Annotated in this window: 16 protein-coding genes; 11 read left to right on the plus strand and 5 right to left on the minus strand. The window is 66.8% G+C overall.

Annotated elements, in window-relative coordinates; translation table 11 throughout:
- Positions 1-23: 23 nt before the first annotated feature.
- Both PBV52_RS17085 and PBV52_RS17090 read right to left on the minus strand, forming a co-directional pair.
- Positions 24-1985 carry a hypothetical protein gene (locus tag PBV52_RS17085; RefSeq protein WP_274239237.1) on the minus strand — a complete coding sequence of 654 codons (1962 nt, stop codon included), beginning with the start codon at positions 1983-1985 and terminating at the stop codon, positions 24-26.
- A 157-nt stretch (positions 1986-2142) separates the two neighbouring features.
- Positions 2143-2778 (minus strand): ATP-binding protein, encoded by a 636-nt coding sequence (locus PBV52_RS17090; RefSeq protein WP_274239238.1) that lies wholly within the window; start codon positions 2776-2778, stop codon positions 2143-2145.
- Positions 2779-2994: 216 nt separating this feature from the next.
- Between PBV52_RS17090 and PBV52_RS17095 the strand changes: the two genes are divergently transcribed.
- The 5 genes from PBV52_RS17095 (at position 2995) to PBV52_RS17115 (ending at position 5841) form a co-directional block, all read left to right on the plus strand.
- Entirely contained in the window at positions 2995-3843 is an 849-nt protein-coding gene (locus PBV52_RS17095; RefSeq protein WP_274239239.1) for a helix-turn-helix transcriptional regulator, read from the plus strand.
- A gap of 32 nt (positions 3844-3875) precedes the next feature.
- Positions 3876-4058: a DUF397 domain-containing protein gene (locus PBV52_RS17100; protein ID WP_306801490.1), complete on the plus strand. Its 183-nt coding sequence runs from the start codon at positions 3876-3878 to the stop codon at positions 4056-4058.
- Positions 4059-4138: 80 nt separating this feature from the next.
- Entirely contained in the window at positions 4139-4435 is a 297-nt protein-coding gene (locus PBV52_RS17105) for a DUF6247 family protein (protein ID WP_274239241.1), read from the plus strand.
- Positions 4436-4446: 11 nt separating this feature from the next.
- Positions 4447-4719 carry a hypothetical protein gene (locus PBV52_RS17110; protein WP_274239242.1) on the plus strand — a complete coding sequence of 91 codons (273 nt, stop codon included), beginning with the start codon at positions 4447-4449 and terminating at the stop codon, positions 4717-4719.
- Positions 4720-4983: 264 nt separating this feature from the next.
- Positions 4984-5841, plus strand: coding sequence for a hypothetical protein (locus PBV52_RS17115; protein ID WP_274239243.1), 858 nt, complete (start codon positions 4984-4986; stop codon positions 5839-5841).
- Here PBV52_RS17115 and PBV52_RS17120 read toward each other — a convergent pair.
- The 3 genes from PBV52_RS17120 to PBV52_RS17130 all read right to left on the minus strand — a co-directional run bounded on the left by PBV52_RS17120 (position 5829) and on the right by PBV52_RS17130 (position 8082).
- Positions 5829-6698, minus strand: a complete 870-nt coding sequence (locus PBV52_RS17120; RefSeq protein ID WP_274239244.1) for an aldo/keto reductase — start codon at positions 6696-6698, stop codon at positions 5829-5831. The genes PBV52_RS17115 and PBV52_RS17120 overlap by 13 nt on opposite strands.
- Positions 6632-7828, minus strand: coding sequence for a JmjC domain-containing protein (locus PBV52_RS17125; RefSeq protein ID WP_274239245.1), 1197 nt, complete (start codon positions 7826-7828; stop codon positions 6632-6634). The genes PBV52_RS17120 and PBV52_RS17125 overlap by 67 nt, the downstream gene beginning before the upstream one ends.
- A gap of 86 nt (positions 7829-7914) precedes the next feature.
- Positions 7915-8082, minus strand: coding sequence for a hypothetical protein (locus tag PBV52_RS17130; protein ID WP_274239246.1), 168 nt, complete (start codon positions 8080-8082; stop codon positions 7915-7917).
- Between the two features lie 229 nt (positions 8083-8311).
- Here PBV52_RS17130 and PBV52_RS17135 point away from each other — a divergent pair, with 229 nt between their 5' ends.
- The 6 genes from PBV52_RS17135 to PBV52_RS17160 all read left to right on the plus strand — a co-directional run bounded on the left by PBV52_RS17135 (position 8312) and on the right by PBV52_RS17160 (position 16164).
- Positions 8312-9655, plus strand: a complete 1344-nt coding sequence (locus tag PBV52_RS17135; protein WP_274239247.1) for a transcriptional regulator — start codon at positions 8312-8314, stop codon at positions 9653-9655.
- Positions 9656-9723: 68 nt separating this feature from the next.
- The gene (locus PBV52_RS17140; protein WP_274239248.1) at positions 9724-10896 is read left to right on the plus strand and encodes a serine hydrolase domain-containing protein; all 1173 of its coding nucleotides are present in this window, start codon (positions 9724-9726) and stop codon (positions 10894-10896) included.
- Between the two features lie 330 nt (positions 10897-11226).
- Entirely contained in the window at positions 11227-11832 is a 606-nt protein-coding gene (locus PBV52_RS17145) for a DUF5753 domain-containing protein (RefSeq protein ID WP_274239249.1), read from the plus strand.
- Between the two features lie 105 nt (positions 11833-11937).
- A complete protein-coding gene (locus tag PBV52_RS17150; protein ID WP_274239250.1) occupies positions 11938-12693 on the plus strand; it encodes a hypothetical protein in 756 nt (251 codons plus the stop codon).
- A 135-nt stretch (positions 12694-12828) separates the two neighbouring features.
- Positions 12829-14412: an ABC transporter substrate-binding protein gene (locus PBV52_RS17155; RefSeq protein ID WP_274239251.1), complete on the plus strand. Its 1584-nt coding sequence runs from the start codon at positions 12829-12831 to the stop codon at positions 14410-14412.
- 6 nt (positions 14413-14418) lie between these two features.
- Positions 14419-16164: an ABC transporter permease subunit gene (locus PBV52_RS17160; RefSeq protein WP_274239252.1), complete on the plus strand. Its 1746-nt coding sequence runs from the start codon at positions 14419-14421 to the stop codon at positions 16162-16164.
- The last annotated feature ends 37 nt before the right edge of the window (positions 16165-16201 follow it).

A 16201-nucleotide genomic window follows, 5' to 3' on the forward strand; every position in this document is an offset into this window, starting at 1 on the left:
GGCGGCACAGCGTCGACGTGGTCTTACTGAGCGTTCGCTCGGCTGCCGAACAGTCCCCCGCCCTGCGTCAGTATGCGCTGCTCGACATTCACAAGCCCGAGGAGCGCTGACGACAACGCGACCGGCTCCAGGAACTGTTCGACGTCCTCTTCGCTGATCACCGTCGGCTTGCCCCCGGTGTTAGCGACAACGGTGCCGTTGAGTCGTTGCGCATGGACGACATGGGCGACTGCTTCCTCGCCGTACACACGGTGCACCAACTCTTGGACCAGCTTCGGGTCTGCTTTCGGCCATACGCTATCCACCCAGTAGTTGCACTCCTGAATGAAAACAGGGTGAGCTTCGTTCAAGAAGACAACCCCGTGGGAAACCAGACCGTCTGACAGCGTCATCGTGTCGTTCTGGTCATACCGAGCTAGGTACTTGGCCTCATCCGGCTCAAACTTCTTCCAATCGAACGCCGGGAATCCTCCCCTGGTTCGCGCGGACCTACCGGATGCGGTACCGCCAACGGCAGGAACCAGCACTTGCTGCGATCCCGTGCTGCCGCCCGCCCCTCCAGCTGCTCCCCTGCCACCGCTATTACTAGTGGTTCGCTGGCCTCCCGGAATCCCCGCGGTCGTTCCGCTAGAGAATCCCATGACCAGTCCTGCCGCTGAGGAGAGGATCCTCGATGCTTTGAACCGAGGATTCAGGCGATCCAGAATCCTCGACAGGTTCTTAGCCATCGAGGAATCAGTCTGCCCTCGATTTCCGGACCGGGCCTCGTCCCGAACACGTGCGAGTTCCTCAGGGAAGCGCGCAAAGAATGCGTCTCCCCACTGGTCCCAGGGGAGATCGACACCCCCCTTGGCCATGAGCATGTTCCGGGATGCCTGGGTGAGGACACCCCATTCCATCGGCCGGCTGTCACTGTAGACAGGAGGATGCATGACCAGCCACGTGCGCCCCCTGATCTCGTCAGTGATCCCGAACTGCCTGTACCGGCTCTTGGACGAGTCTGCGTGATAGAGCTCGCCTTGGTAGTCAACGGCGACGACTGGGCGCTGGTTGACGTAGTCCCGAGATCCCTTTACTGGGTCTTCGGGCTCCGGAACGTAGAACCACTCGGCCTTCGTCCCGTGCTCGTCGACCTCGACAGTCCCGGTGAGTTCAGTGTGAGGGATGAAGTGCCGGAGGCCGTAGATCCGGCGTGGCCGCCACACCATCTCCCGGCCGCTAGGCAGGACGACGGTCTTGTCCTTGCTCGCGCGCCGCTCCGCGCTCTTACGTTCGTACAGGTCAAAGACCGTGGTTTCGATGGGTGAGCCGTTTCGCTCGGGTACGTCGAGCAGGCGGCCGTTGAGGTACCTGATCAGCCCGTCGACGTTCTCGTTGCGGGACGGCTCGGGATCTCCCTGCCAGGTACTCGACTCGGCCGACTGGCCGAGCAGCACCATGATGGTGCCGGTGTCCATCCAGTCAGGTCGGATGGCGCCCCAGTCGCAATCGTGCTCAACGTCCTTGAAAGGCCGAGGAGTAGACAGGTACGAGACAAAATCACCTGCTTCGTCTTGCGCTGCCCACTCCTTCAGGGCGTAGTTCCCTTGATCATCCCGATAGATCCACAGCATGGCGCCGTCGGGGTTGTTCAGCGTGTAGCTGATGACTACGACCCCGTAGGGGTTCCAGGGCAGGACGGCGGACTTGAAACCCTGCCCGAAGTTCTGATCCATCCCGATGGGCTTCCCGCCGCCACCGAATGTGGTGAGGAAGATCTTGAGGTCATCGGGCTCCATGCCCTCGCCGTTGTCCATGATCGTCCGTCGCAGGACGCCATGCTTCTCTGCGGCTTGTTCCTCGATCCCGAACTGGATGATCGAAGCGTGGCTCTCTTCGGAGTTCTTCCACGCTTCCCTGGCCCACTGATAGGGGCCACCCGCCTCGTACGCCTGCCGGATGAGCTGATGCGTTGCTTCCGTCGGCACATGAACGTACCTGGGCATGCTGAACTCTCCCTTCCCTAGAGCCTTAGCCCTAGAGCCTCAGCAAGAGCGAACACCCTTGCCGGAGAGCACAATAGCCTCAGGCTTCCTCCTTTGCACAGAGTTTTCCGGACGTCGGCCGACCTGAACTAGTGCCACCAGGCAGCCGAGTTGCCTATCAAGCAGTTCGTTCCGCCTGAGCGTCGAAGTGCCGCTGAGCGCGATCGATGATCTCGTCGGAATCGCAACCGTGCGCCCGAAGCCAGTGAAGAAGATCTGTAACGACGTCAATCACCGCTTCTTCAGCGATCGTCGAGCCCAGCCTGCTTGTTCCGGGCTCGCCAGACAGCTGCGCCCCTGAGTACAAGCCCAGCAATGCTTCAGCGCGCCTAACACTGGCACCTCCAAGGTGCCCATTCGGTGCGGCAAGCCCCGTTGCCAGCTCGCACCAGGTCGCTTTCCGATCGACATCGAGCTCGACACCCCAACGAACAGCGATGGCGTCGATGAGGGCCATGCCGCGTCCCGCTTCAGCATCGCAGTCCGTGTTGGTGAGGGTGGGGAGAGCGCGCGTGTCGGGGTCATAGACCTCGATACGCAGACGAGTGCCCCTCATCGAGACGGCGAGAGTTGCCGGCGTGCCGCTTCCTACGTGATTGATGACATTGGAAACCAACTCGCTGACACAGAGCTGCGCCTCGTCGGTGACGTTGTGCAAGCCCCAGATCCTCAAGTGCAGCCGCATGACGCGACGCAACGCGGCCACTTCCTCAGGTTCGGCGGTGAAGTCCAGATCCCACGGCTTGCGTGGCATGCATGCTCTCTGGCTCACGAAGACCCCTCTTGTCGCAGTAGCCACCGTACGGCAGCGGAGTGTCACGAGAACTCACCCTGAGTCGCGTTGTCGGTCTAGAGTGCCGACAGCGCATCCCTTTATGCAATGTGCACGGCGGGATTCCCACTTCTGAGTGATTGGCAAGCACACCCCTTGGCGCGAGACTGAACGCCCGCTAGCGAAAAGAGGGTTGGAATGGCCGGCTCACCCACGGCACGCCGTCGGCGTCTCTCGATCGAGCTGAGGAAGCTCCGCGAGAAGAGCGCACTCACCTGTGCCCAGGTCGGCGAGGCCCTGGACTGGAGTGGCTCCAAGGTCAACCGGATGGAGACGGGGAGCGGCCGGGTCCAACCGTCCGACGTCGATGCCCTATGCCGGTTCTACGGCACCAGTGACGAACTGCGCGAGTTCCTCAAGTCGTTGGCTCGGCAGGCCAAGACGCGAGGCTGGTGGCAGGTGCACGGCGCCGGCGTTCCCGAATGGTTCAACATCTACATCGGCCTGGAGCAGGATGCCTCCACCATCCGCCAGTACCAATGCGAGTTGGTCCCCGGCCTCATGCAGATCGATGCGTATGCGCGCGAACTCCACACGATCGGCGCGCACATGTCTGCCGATGACATCGACAGAGCCGTCCGCGTACGTATGGAGCGCCAAACCATGCTGACGCGACCTGACGCCCCCGATGCCTGGTTCGTCGTGAACGAAGGCGCTCTGCGCCACGTCATCGGGGATCGGGCGGTGATGCGAGAGCAGCTCGAACGTGTTCTGGAAGCCGCCGAGATGCCCACCGTGACCTTGCAGGTCTTGCCCTTCGACGCAGGGACCTATCCCGTCACGGGCTCATTCACCATGCTGGGTTTCCCCGCTCAGGAAGACCCGGACATCGTGTACCGGGACGGCATCACCGATGCCGTGTACTTGGAAGGCGAGCATCATGTTCGTGAGTACACCAGGGCGTTCGACGGTCTACGAGCCGCAGCCCTGAGTCCTCAACGTTCCATCGAGTTGATCAAGACGGTGTTGAAGGAATACGCAGCGTGAGCATTGCAAGTGCCGATGGCAGCCTCCGCCCGGTGTGGTTCAGGTCGTCGTACAGCAACGGTGCCGGAGGAGAGTGCATCGAATGTGCGTTGACCGTCGACGGAGCTCGCGTGCGCGACTCCAAGTGTGAGACGGGACCCGTAATCACTCTTGGTAGCGGCGCATGGCACGCCTTCCTGAGTGGTGTCCTGGAGCACGGACGTTTGGCGCACTGACGAGGGAGGTTTCCTCAGCGGCCCCCGTTCCGCTGTAGGACACTCCTCATAGGACAGCAGACAGCAAGGAGCAGACGATCGTGAGCGCACAGTACGCGGAGACGCCCGGGCCAGCGGCGCTGCCGTTGAAGACCATCGGCGACATTCGAGCAGCTCTTCGGTCCGGACACGGCTTTCCGGGCGACCGGGAGTCGTTTGAAGCAGATCTTCAGCGTGCACTGGAGGCATCGTCGGAGACGGACCTCGCTGCTGTCGCCACCGTGATCGTTGACTACCGGGGCAGGATCCGGCTCTACCAGGACCCCGATTTCGACATCGCCGTGCAGGAGGGTATCGACCTCGCGGCACGGCTGAAGCATGAGGCACAGGGCCGGTGAGCAGCGTGATCGTGGCTGTGACAGTACGGGCGGCCGATCGGGCGAAGGCCCTCGGAGCCGAGCAGGCACTGGAGACACTCCGGCGGGAGCTGGAACAGGTGCCCAGGCTCGGGGTCCTGCTCGGGCTGCCGCGTAAGGACGGCACCGAAGTCCGCAAGACGAGGATCGAACCCCGGGCCGGAGTGCCGGGGCTTGCAGTGGCGTACGTGTACACGCCAGCACCGCCACCTCCCACTGTGGCCATCGTCGCGGTGACCCCGGACGATGGCGTTCTCGCTGAGTAATTCCTCACCTTGTCTCCCAAGGGCATCGTCCTCGACGCCGACAAGATCGCGAGCGGTCTTGCGGCTCTCTCCCCGCAGCCCTGCCGGGCAGGGGCAGAGCCTGTATTGCTGGGTCGCGTAGGAATCACGACGGATCCAGACGACCACGGCATGGCTCGGTGAACTCGCCCGCCCGGCGCGGAAGGCGTCCACAGCCTCCACAATCTCCCGTGCAGCTCATCAAGCTGATCCTGGATGGAGTCCCCCGCTGTTACGGTCGCACCTATGACGCTCTCGGCATCCACGGCCCGACCCGTCGACTTGCGGATCGAACCGGTTGATCAGGTTCTTGACCACGTAGAGCATTCGCTTCAAGTGCACCTGGATCGGGGCACGGTATTGCGCAAGCGCCGCTCGGTCGGGGCGCGGACGGACCGCGATACATGGGTGCGTATCGAAAGGCGGACGCTCGACAAGATCGGCGTTCAGGGCTGGAACGGCACTGAATGCGCCGCTCGCCTGCAGAACGTCGCCCAGCCTGCATGGCAGGGGTGTGTGGTCTGGCTAGATGCATATGAACCGGTGATGTGGCGGGCCGACGCAACCGAGCTCTTGCCGGGAGCGCCCATCGGCACCGCCGTTCTGAGTGAGGACCCCAAGCTGCCGGATGAGTGGTGGCGGGCGTTCAACTCATCGGTGGACGCGCTCTCGGCTCAGGACACGAGACGCGTCGCTACGCCGGACACCGTCACCATCACACAGGCTCTCGTCACCGAGTCCATCCGTTCTGCGTTCTCCGGCGACTTCGACACGACCGTCGAGCGGTGGGTACCGGCCCACGCGGATCTGAACTGGGCCAACATGACCGCGCCGACGTTCTGTCTCTTCGACTGGGAGGACTGGGGAAGCGCACCGCGGGGGCTGGATTCCGCTTCGCTGTGGGGAAGTTCCCTTGCCGTCCCTGCTCTGGCCGGTCGCGTACGGCAAGAGCGACGCCGAGACTTCGAGAGCCGGGACGGCAAGCTGATGACGCTGTTCGTGTGCGCGAAGATCCTGGGGCCGCATGCGCACCCGGAGGATCCTCGGCTCCAGCCCGCACGCCGTATGGCGGAGCAGATCGTCGCAGAGCTTCAGACGAGTTGACCGCGCAACCGGTCCCGAAGGAGGTTCCGGTACTCGTGGATAGCCCGCTCGTCGACCTCGCCGGCCAAAGCGCCGATCAGTTCGTCCAGATGAGCGGGATCGTCGGTTCCTACGGCCAGGACGTCGACCTGAGGGAGGTCGTAGGCGGCGCGGAAGGCCGCCTGTACGCGGGAAAGTCCAGCGTTGTCTCTGAGGAAGACGCGGGGGTCGATTCTGTCCCACACCGGGACGCCCGTGCTGCCTCCGAAGGGGCTCATGCCCCACACCATGCCGTCGCTCAGGCCCCACGCCGCAGCCAGGGCGTCCGCGGCGTCAAGCGTTCTGATTCCAACCAGCAGGCCAGCACGGACCATGAGGACGGATGGCCTCGGCATGGTCGTATCTATCAGATTCCGCAGCGGTGACGGGTCCCAGGACGCGATGCCCCAGGCCCCGCACAGCCCCTTCGATGCGGCATCGTCAAGGATGGCGCATGCCTGGGCCAGGACGTCCCGGCTGTGAGGGACGGCCTCAGGAACGGTCTCTTGGAGCGAGTGTTCCGGGTTGTGCAGGAACACCACGTCCGGCTCTCGTCCGAGGTCCCGGGCCGACTGTTCTACGGCCCCGTACAGCCGAATCGGGTTCAGGGAGTGTTCTGCCCTGTCCAGGCTCGGGAAGTAGCCCACCTTTGTGGAGAGCGTGAACTCCGGCAACAGATCGCCGGCTGTCCGCGCCAGCACCTCATGGGAGCGGAAGCCGAGGTAGTTGGTGCTGGTGTCGATCGCTGTGACGCCGACGTCCAGTGCTCCGGTCAGGAGACGGCGTTCGTGACGAGACCGGTGTAGCCCGAGGACAACTCGGGGGTCAGCGCCGCGCATATCTCCTCCCTCACCAAGATCTCGGCCACCTCCGCCGCTTCGGCACCGACGACGGCTGTCGCCCGCTCCAGCGGGACAGGCCTGCCGCTCAGCAGCAAACGCAGCGCGGGCACGGCCTTGGCCTCGAAGGTGAGCTTCTTCCCAGAGGCCACGATGTCGACGGTCTCGCCGTTCTCCCGGATCTGCGGAGGGAAATGGGTGGTGCACACCACGGCGTCGAGCGGACCCAGGACGTCGAGGAACGGCACGTGTCGGGGAAGTGTCGTCGCCTGCTCGTACGCGGCAAGGAAGTCGGCCGGGGACCGCTCACCGATCAGCCGGGTGGCGGCCCCGGTCAGGGCCTGAGTGCCGCTCCCGTACACGCGATCCAGGTCGTGCCGGAAGATCTCGTGCTCGCGGGACCAGTCGGCCAACCACGCCAGCCAGCTCGCTCCTGTGCGCTTGGTGATCCCGAACGTGACGTGAAGGCTCCTCCCCGATCCATGGCCGCTGCGGGTCGCCTGGTGCCAGTGGCCTCGGGGGATGTGCATCACGTCACCGGTCTTCATCACGCCGGCCCAGACGATCTCTTCGGTCGGGGTGCTGTTGGGGTCGGAGTCGCGGTACATGGGCACCTTGCGGGAGGTTCCGCGTACCTCCCACTCCTTCTCGCCGGCGAGTTGGATGATCACCACGTCGTGATCGTCCCAGTGCAGCGGGAAACCCGCGGCGTCGTTCGTCGTCAGATACGCGTTGACCTGAACGCGCTCGCGTGACCACCACTGCAATGCCCGGCAGGCGACCTCCATCGTCGGGTCGAAGACGTTGGCCTGGTCGAGGATGACCGTCGCGCCCTCCCCCAGTACCCTGCCCAGACTGCGCATGTTGACCATGGGGATGCTCTGGCCCCGGGGGCTGACGGTGTCGGTGTAGTAGATGGCTGGGTGGACTTCCTCGCCCTTCTGGAAGCACCGGAACTGCGGGCGGTTCAGGCTCCTGCGCATGGCGATGTCGAGCAGACGGTTCGGGGTCAGGATGCGGGAGACGAGGGCGGGGTCGTCCATGCTCCCCCGCACGAAGCCCTTGCCGAGTTCGTCCGCCCCGTTCCACCCGAGCGACGCCTCGATGGCGTTGATCAACTGGTGTTCCATCACTGCCTCCTCATGAGTTTGACCACGTGACGCAGTCGCGACGGGGGCCGGCACGGCGGATCGCGCGGGCCCCCGTCGCCTGGGTGCTACTCGATGTCGGTCAAGTTGCCGTCACCGCCCGGCCACGGGGCATCGCCGGAACTCCCGGCGTTGTCCGACCGGAGGCTGTCGTAGCGGTCGTGGACGGCGGTCAGCTCTTCCACCGCCACCAGAAGGCCACTCCGGGCCGGAGGCGGTGTCGTGGTCTCTGCCACCTCGTGCTCCTTCCTCTTCGGGTTCTCCCACCGGGGATTCCAGCGGGAAGTCAGGGGACTGCGCCCACGGCTGTGGGCGATAAGGATTGGATGGCTGAAGCTCAGTCAACGTCCATGGCGGGCGGTCCCGGAACGTTTCTGGGGGGTTCCTCTTGGGGACGCCCTTCCACACGTGGGCGCGGGAAGCAGCCTCCGAGCTACGCCACGAGGCGGCGATGGGAGTGATGACGTGCCTGGTGAGCCGTTAGCAGTCCACCCTCTGACCTTCGTCCGCCAGTCGCGCGGATGGGGGAAGGCCGAATTCGCTCGACTCATGCAGATGCACGGGAAGTTGCTCGGCATCCCGCTGGCGACCAACCGCACGACAGTCTGGAAGTGGGAGCAGGGACAGGAGCCGGACGCCGACACTCAGCGCATACTCGCCGACCTGCTGCACGTTCCGTACGAACAGGTTCAAGCCGAAGCATGGCCCCGGTGGCTCCCCGTATGGGAAGTCACCGGGCTCACTGCTCCCTGGACAGAGGCCGGTACCGTTGAGGCACTAGCTGATCTGGTGGGAAGTGGCCGCATGGACCGGCGGGGGTTTCTCACCATCACCGGCGCCGCCCTGACGGGGCTTGCGGCGAGTTGGGCCGAGGCCCCTTCTGCCTTCGCCTCCGCGCTCAACGGAGATCGAGTCACCGACACGATGGTTTCGACGATCGAGCAGCGCATCAGCACACTCCGCACGCTCGACGACCAACTCGGGGGCGCCCGACTCCTGGAGCAGGCACGCGGTGATCTCGCCCTGATCACCGGTCTCCTGGACGCCGGCCGATACACGGACAAGATCCGTATCCGCCTGTACGCACTGGCGGCCCGGGTGTCGCATCTGACCGGCTGGATGGCCTACGACGCAGGGCTGCGGTCCGTAGGACAGCGGTACTACGTCGGAGCCCTGCGCAGCGCCCGCACCGCTGCGGACGATGCCTTCGGTGCCTTCGTGCTGGCGGAGATGGGCGTCCACGTCTCCGAGGCCGGACGGACCGCCGAGCGGGTCGACCTCATCTCGACCGCCATCGACAACGCTCCTCGAACCCTGTCGCCCTACACCCAGTCCTTCCTCTACCTGCACAAGGCCGAAGCGCTGTCCCGCGACGGCGAGCACAAGAGGGCCAGTAGGGCCCTGAACCGTGCCGCTTCCCTCTGGGAACGCCACATAGGGGAGGAAGGCCCTGACTGGCTCAACTGGTTCGGCGAGGCGCAACTGAAGTCGACGGAGGGCAAGGTCCTGCTGCGTTCGGGCCAATTGGAGCGAGCGACGAGTTCGCTGGAGATCTCCGTCACGAAGGCCGCCCCCAGGGACAAGGCCGTACGGTCCAGCCGCCTGGCTGAAGCCCGCCTCGCCGGAAACGACCTGGACGGAGCGCTCGACGCTGCGAACTACGGCGCTGAGCTCCTTGAAGACAAGGTCAGTTCCGTACGGGCTCTGGACCGCCTGAAGGAGTTCTCGGAGCAGCTTCAAGCACACAAGTCCGTTCCGGCCGTCCGCGAGTTCCGCGAGCGTCTTCAGGCGCTGCCCGTCGCGTCCTGATCGGTGCGGGCTTGCGCGCATCGAAAGGACTCTCTCGGAGCGGCAGCCGAAATGCCAGGATGGGCCGCATGACCACGATCAACGGTGAGGTCGCGGCCGGGTTCGAACCGGTACGCGAAGCGTTCGCGGCGAACTTCGCCCAGCACGGGGACATCGGCGCGGCAGTGTGCGTTTACCTGGCTGGCCGGCCGGTGGTGGACCTGTGGGGTGGGGTCGCCGACCCTGACACTGGTCGTCCGTGGACGCGGGACACACTGCAGCTGGTTTACTCGGCGACCAAGGGGCCGACAGCCACCGCGGTACATCTGCTGGCTCAGCGCGGCGCGCTGGACCTAGAGGCGCCAGTGGCCAAGTACTGGCCGGAGTTCGCCGCGAACGGCAAGGCGGCCATCCCGGTGCGCTGGCTGATGTCCCACCAGGCAGGCCTCGTCGCGCTGGACCAACCGGTGCCGCTGGCGGAGGCACTGGCCTGGCAGCCGATGACGGACGCACTGGCCGCTCAGCGCCCCCAGTGGACTCCAGGCTCCGCGCACGGGTATCACGGCCGGACCTGGGGCTGGCTGGCCGGCGAGGTGATCCGCCGGGTCTCCGGCCACACTCCGGGCCGCTTCTTCGCCGACGAGATCGCCGCCCCGCTGGAGTTGGACTTCTTCATCGGGTTGCCGACCAGTGAACGCGACCGGGTCAGCCACATGGTGTACCAACAGCCGGAGATCAACTACACCACGGCACCTTCGGAATTGATCCCCGAGGAACTCCGCGAACTGGTCGCCGCCTGGCGGGACCCGAACTCGCTCAGCAATAGGGCGTTCGCGGTCACGGACCCGTCCGAGATCGACTTCAACTCACCCGAGGTGCAGGCTGCGGAACTCCCGGCCTCCAACGGAATCAGCACCGCGCGCGGACTGGCACGTATGTACGCCGCGCTGATCGGCGAGGTGGACGGCGTGCGCCTGTTCACCCCGGAAACCCTCGCATCAGCGACCAAGGAGCAGGCCTGCGGGGCGGACGAGGTGATGGTGGTGCCGAGCCGGTTCAGCTCCGGATACATGCTGCCCACCGACACCAACCCCATGACCGGGCCGGACTCCTTCGGCCACACCGGTCGAGGCGGTTCGCTCGGCTTTGCCGACCCGGAGCACGGCATCGGCTTCGCCTACGTGATGAACCACATCATCGGGGGCCCCTCCGATGTGCGCGCAACGTCACTGGTCGACGCAGTGCGACAGTCGCTGGCGTAACTGATCCGAGCCGAGGTTCCCCCACATCGGCCTCGTCACCGTCGTCGACGAACACAGCGACGGGGACGAGCTGTGGCGGCTGGCTTTCGATCTCGGCGGCCGTACCGCCGACCAAGACCGGGCCCGCTGGATCCTCGCTCAGGCGAGCCGCGCCCGCATGGTCAACACGCACGCCAACCTGCCCAACGCGACATGGACGGCGTATATCCGCCGTCGCCTCGAACTCGACGCGCTCTTCGCCAACCACGACGTTCTGCTGACCGGCCGGATTGCCCTGTCGGACCCACGGGCAGTGTCGGCTGGGGAAAAGACAGCTCAGAGGGGGAAGCCGTGACCAGTTTGATCCCGTGGCAACAGCGACTGTCTACCGGCACCGAAGATATCCAGAGCGAGGTCATCGACTGGTACCGCCGGACTCGGCACGGCAAGGCATACGTCCCCACCATGATCTGGGGGACGTTCCAGACCGAGGCGTACGCGACGGTGATTCTCCGTCAGGTCGTTGAGTTCCTCGGTGTTCCGGATGACGTTGCGGCGGGCGTGGCCAAGCGGATGGAGCGTCAGCAGGTGTTGTGCGACGGTGAGCATCACTACGACGTGATCCTCGGCGAACAGGCCCTGTACACGAACATCGGCGGGCCGGTCGTGATGCGCGGGCAGATGGAGCGCCTGCTCCACGACATCGACCTGCCCTCTCTCACTCTCGGCGTGCTTCGCAGCACGGCCGAGGTAGGGGTGGTCCCCATGCCCGGCTTCAACATGCACGGCGATGACCGGGCCCACTACGAACTCGTCTCCACCGGCGTGGACATCACCGACTCGAACGAACTCGCCCTCCACGACAAGGCGTTCAACGCCCTGAGCAATGCCGCGTGCTATGGGGACGCCGCGAAAGAGTTGATCAGCAAGGCCCTGGCCTTCTGGAGCAGCGCATGACGGCTTCGTAGGGGCGACCGCCACCGCCAAAGCAAACCAAAGTCGCAGCCCCCGTAGACCATCGGCCGACGACAGCATGTACGGCTGCCCTTCAGACTCGGCGGTGTGGAGTCGGAGATCAGACACGTAGGTGCGGGGGACATGAGCAATTCGGGGGATCTTTCGGAGAAGGGCGGGGCGTCCGCCGGCAGCGGCACCGTGATCGCTGAGTCGGCCTGGGTGCTGGTGCTGTTCTGTGTGGGGTGCGGGGCCGGGATCGGGTGGTTGGTCACGGTTCTCGCGCATTGGCTGGTGACGTTGCGCTGGGCGCCGTTCAAGGGGCCGGCCAAGTTGCTGACCTCTGTTCCGGAGCCTTGGCTGAGCGTTGGGGGCGTTGTGGTCGGGGCGGGGCTGGGGCTGGTCGTCGGGTTTGTTGCGGTGCATGAGTCGCTGGCTGTCAGGGTCTCCCGGGCGCGCGTCGTTCTCAGGGTCAGGGACGCGTCGCAGGAGTTCGGGGGTGATGAGATCGGGCTGGTGGTGCGGGACGGCAAGCAGCTCGTGTTGCTCGGGGCGGACGGGATGGAGCTTGCTCGGGAGGATTGCCGGCTGCCCTGGCCGCGGCTTGCCGGTGCCTTCGCCGAGCATGGTTATCGGTGGGCGGATGAGGATCCGTATCGGGGGGAGTTCAGAGTCTGGGTTCCTGGGACGCCTGGGCTGCCCGAGGGGGCGGACGCGCTGTTGCGGGCTCGTGCGGCGGCGCGGAAGAAGGGGGAGGCGGATGCCGACGATGCCCGCGAGCTGCGTAGGGAGCTGCTGCGGCTCGGCGTTGTCGTACGGGACGAGAAGAAGAGGCAGTACTGGCGGATGCCTCAACTGCCCTGATGCCGGGGCTCTCGCAGCAGGCCGAGGTGGAGCCGGATCTCAGTGGTTGAGACTTCATCAACCCGGTGAAATGTTGGTAAGGCTTGCCTTATATGCTGACGCGGCCCCGCCGACGCAGCACGGACAGGACCCAGCATGCGCACCACCCGCACTACCCTGCGCACCACCGGCGCCACCCGCACCATCCGCACAAGCCGCACCACCCCGCGAAGACTCTTCGCGGCGCTCGCCCTCACCCCCCTGCTCACGGGCTGCTTCGTGTCGTCGAGCGAGGGCGGCTCGGATGCGGAAGGCGCGGCAGGATCGGGGGGTCGGCTGCGGGTCGCCCTCGCCGTGCCGCCCGTGCAGGCGCTGTCGCCGTACAGCAACGACGCCACCGTGCTGAGCAAGCTCTCCGTGGCCGAAGGTCTCACCGCGCTGGACGAGGACGGGACCGCCGCGCCCGCGCTGGCGAAGTCCTGGGCGCAGAAGAACGCCACCACCTGGACCTTCGAGCTGCGCAAGGCCACCTTCCAGGACGGCACGGACGTCACCGCCGAGTCCGTGGTCAACGCGCTCGACAAGGCCAACGCCGCCGAGACCAAGCCCCGTGTCCTCAGCGACGTGACCCTCACCGCGAAGGCCGACGACGCCGACACCGTCACCCTCACGACCAAGGCCGCCGATCCCGTACTCCCGCTGCGGCTCGCCAGCCCGGCGCTGGGCATCCTCTCCCCGAAGGCGTACGCGAAGGACGGCACCGTCAGTCCGGTCGGTACCGGTACCGGTCCCTTCGAGATCACGAAGCTCACCGGGAAGACCAAGGCCACGCTCGACCGCTTCGCCGGGTACTGGGGCGGCAAGGCCAAGGCGTCCGGCATCGACGTGACCTGGATTGCCGACGGCACCGCCCGCGCCAACGCCCTGCGGGGCGGTGAAGTCGACATCGCCGAGTGGATCCCCACCGCCCAGGCCGGGTTGCTGGACGAGGACACCCGGCATGAGGTGCCTTCCGTGCGGACCGACAGTCTCGTGCTCAACACCGGCAGCGGCATCTTCGCCGACGCGTCCCTGCGCGCGGCCGCCCGTGAGGCCGTGGACGGCTCGGCGCTCGTCGACTCGGTCTTCGGCGGGTACGCCGACCCCGCGCAGGGTCTGTTCGGGCCTGCCGTCTCCTGGGCGGACGAGAACCGGGTGGAGGTGAGCGGGCGTGCCTCGGCCGCCCCTACCGCCGACGTCAAGGCGAAGACGAAGGGGAAGACCCTGCGCCTGGCCACCTACACCAACCGCGCGGAACTGCCCGAGGCCGCGACCGTGCTGCAGCAGCAGCTGGAGAAGGCCGGGTTCACGGTGAAGCAGGACGTGCGCGAGTACACGCAGATGGAGGCCGACCTCCTCGCGGGCAAGTACGACGCGCTCGTCTTCTCCCGGGTGACGCTCCTCGACACCGGCGACGCGGTCGCCTACCTCGCCAGCGACTACATGAGCGACGGTGTCTACAACATCGCCGGCTTGAAGGACGCAGCCGTCGACAAGGCCGTCAAGGCGGCGGCCGAGGAGGGCGACACCGAGCAGCGCCGGACGAAGATCATGCGGGCCGAGGCGGAGATTCTCCGTACGGACGCCGTCGTGCCGCTGGTCCACGAGAAGGTCGTGCAGGGCATCGGCACCGATGTCGAGGGTGTGCTCCTCGACCCGCGCGAGCGGTCCCTGGTCGATGCCGACACGCACCTGAAGTAGGTGGGCGTGACATCGGCCGGTGCTCATACCCGCCATTCCCCGTGGCGCACGGTGGCCGGCCGCGTCGTCGCCGGCTCCGTGCTGCTCACGGCCGTCGCCCTGCTGCCCTGGCTGTCCGGGAACGACCCCGCGCTGACGGTCCTGCGGGCCCGGTCCGCCGACCAGGATCCGACGCCGGCGCAACTGGCCGCCGTACGGGAGCAACTGGGCCTGGACGAGGGGCCGTTCACGCATCTGACGCACTGGCTGGGCGGGCTGCCGCGCGGTGACGCGGGCACGTCCTGGGTGTCGGGCGAACCGGTTCTGCCTCAGGTGACGACCGCGTTCGCGGTGTCGGTGACGCTGATGCTCGGGGCGCTCGTGGTCACGGTCGCGGTGGCCGCGCTGGTCTGCGGACGCACCCTGTGGCTCGGTTCCCGGCGGCGGCTGCGGCGGGCGCGGGCGGGCACCGGGGCGGCCGTACTCGCCGCGCTGCCCAAGTTCCTGCTCGCCTCGCTGCTTGCCACGGTGTGCGGGGTGTGGCTGGGCTGGCTGCCGTCCAGTGGGTGGGAGGGGCCGTCGTCGATGGTGCTGCCCGCGCTCGCCCTCGGCGTGCCGTCGGGGGCGATGATCGGCGGTCTGCTCGACCAGTCGCTGCCCGGCGCCTTCCGGGAGCCATGGGCGCGGACCTGGTACGCCTTCGGGTTCTCGCCCGGGGCCGTCGCCCGCAACGCCCTGCGCCGCACACTCGCCGGTGTGCTTCCGCAGCTTCTGCCGACCGTCGTGGCGCTGGTCGGTGGCGCGGTCGCGGTGGAGAAGATCTTCAACATTCCGGGGCTCGGCCGACTCGCCCTGGACGCCGCCATCGCCCAGGATCTGCCGCCGCTGCAGACGGCGACGCTGGCCCTCGTCCTGCTGGGTGTCGTCGCCGGGCTTCTCATTCAGGCCGTGCGGCGCGCGCTCCTCGGCCCCGCCCTCCGGGACGGCGCCCTGACCGCCCCTCCCCCGCCGTCCCTCGCGCGACGGCGCTCCACGCGCTGGATCGCCGGGTTCTGCGCCGTCGTACTGCTCGCCCTGGTCGTGGCGGGGCTGCTGCGCGACCCCCTGCAGGTGGACACGGCGGCCCGGCTCCTGTCGCCTTCCGCCGCACACCCGTTGGGCACGGACTCGCTCGGCCGTGATCTGCTGGCCCGGCTGGGCCACGGGGCGCTGCGCACGGCGAGCGTGGCCCTCGCGGTGACGGCGGTCAGCGTCCTCGTCGGGCTGCTGCTCGGCAGCGCGGCACGGGTGAGCGCGGGCCTGACCGAGGTGGCCTCCACCCTTCCGGCCGTCCTCGCCGGGCTCTTGACCACGGCGGTGACCGGGCCGTCGGTGTGGGGTGCCGCGCTCGCGGTGTGCCTCGTCGGCTGGACGCCGTACGCCGCCCAGGCCGCGGCGCTGCTCGAGGAGGAACGGGCCAGTGGCCACCTGCTCGCGTCGGTCTCGTTCGGCGCCGGGCCGCTGTACCTGCTGCGCCACCACTACTTGCCCGCGGTCCTGCCCGCGGTCCTGCGCAACGCCCTGCTGCGGCTGCCCACCGCGGTCCTGGTACTGGCCTCCCTCGGCTTCCTCGGGCTGGGCGAGCAGCCGCCCACGCCGGAGTGGGGGCGGCTGCTGTCGGAGAACCAGCCGTACTTCGAACTGGCGCCGTGGACGGTACTCGGCCCGGCGTGCGCGCTCGTTCTCCTCTCGGTTCTCGCCGTGTCCGGTACGGCGTCGGGGCGCAAGGCCTGAGGGAGTCGTGCGGGTTCGGTGCCAGGTGTGGAGCGCC

This window comes from Streptomyces sp. T12, assembly GCF_028736035.1.
Classification (GTDB): domain Bacteria; phylum Actinomycetota; class Actinomycetes; order Streptomycetales; family Streptomycetaceae; genus Streptomyces.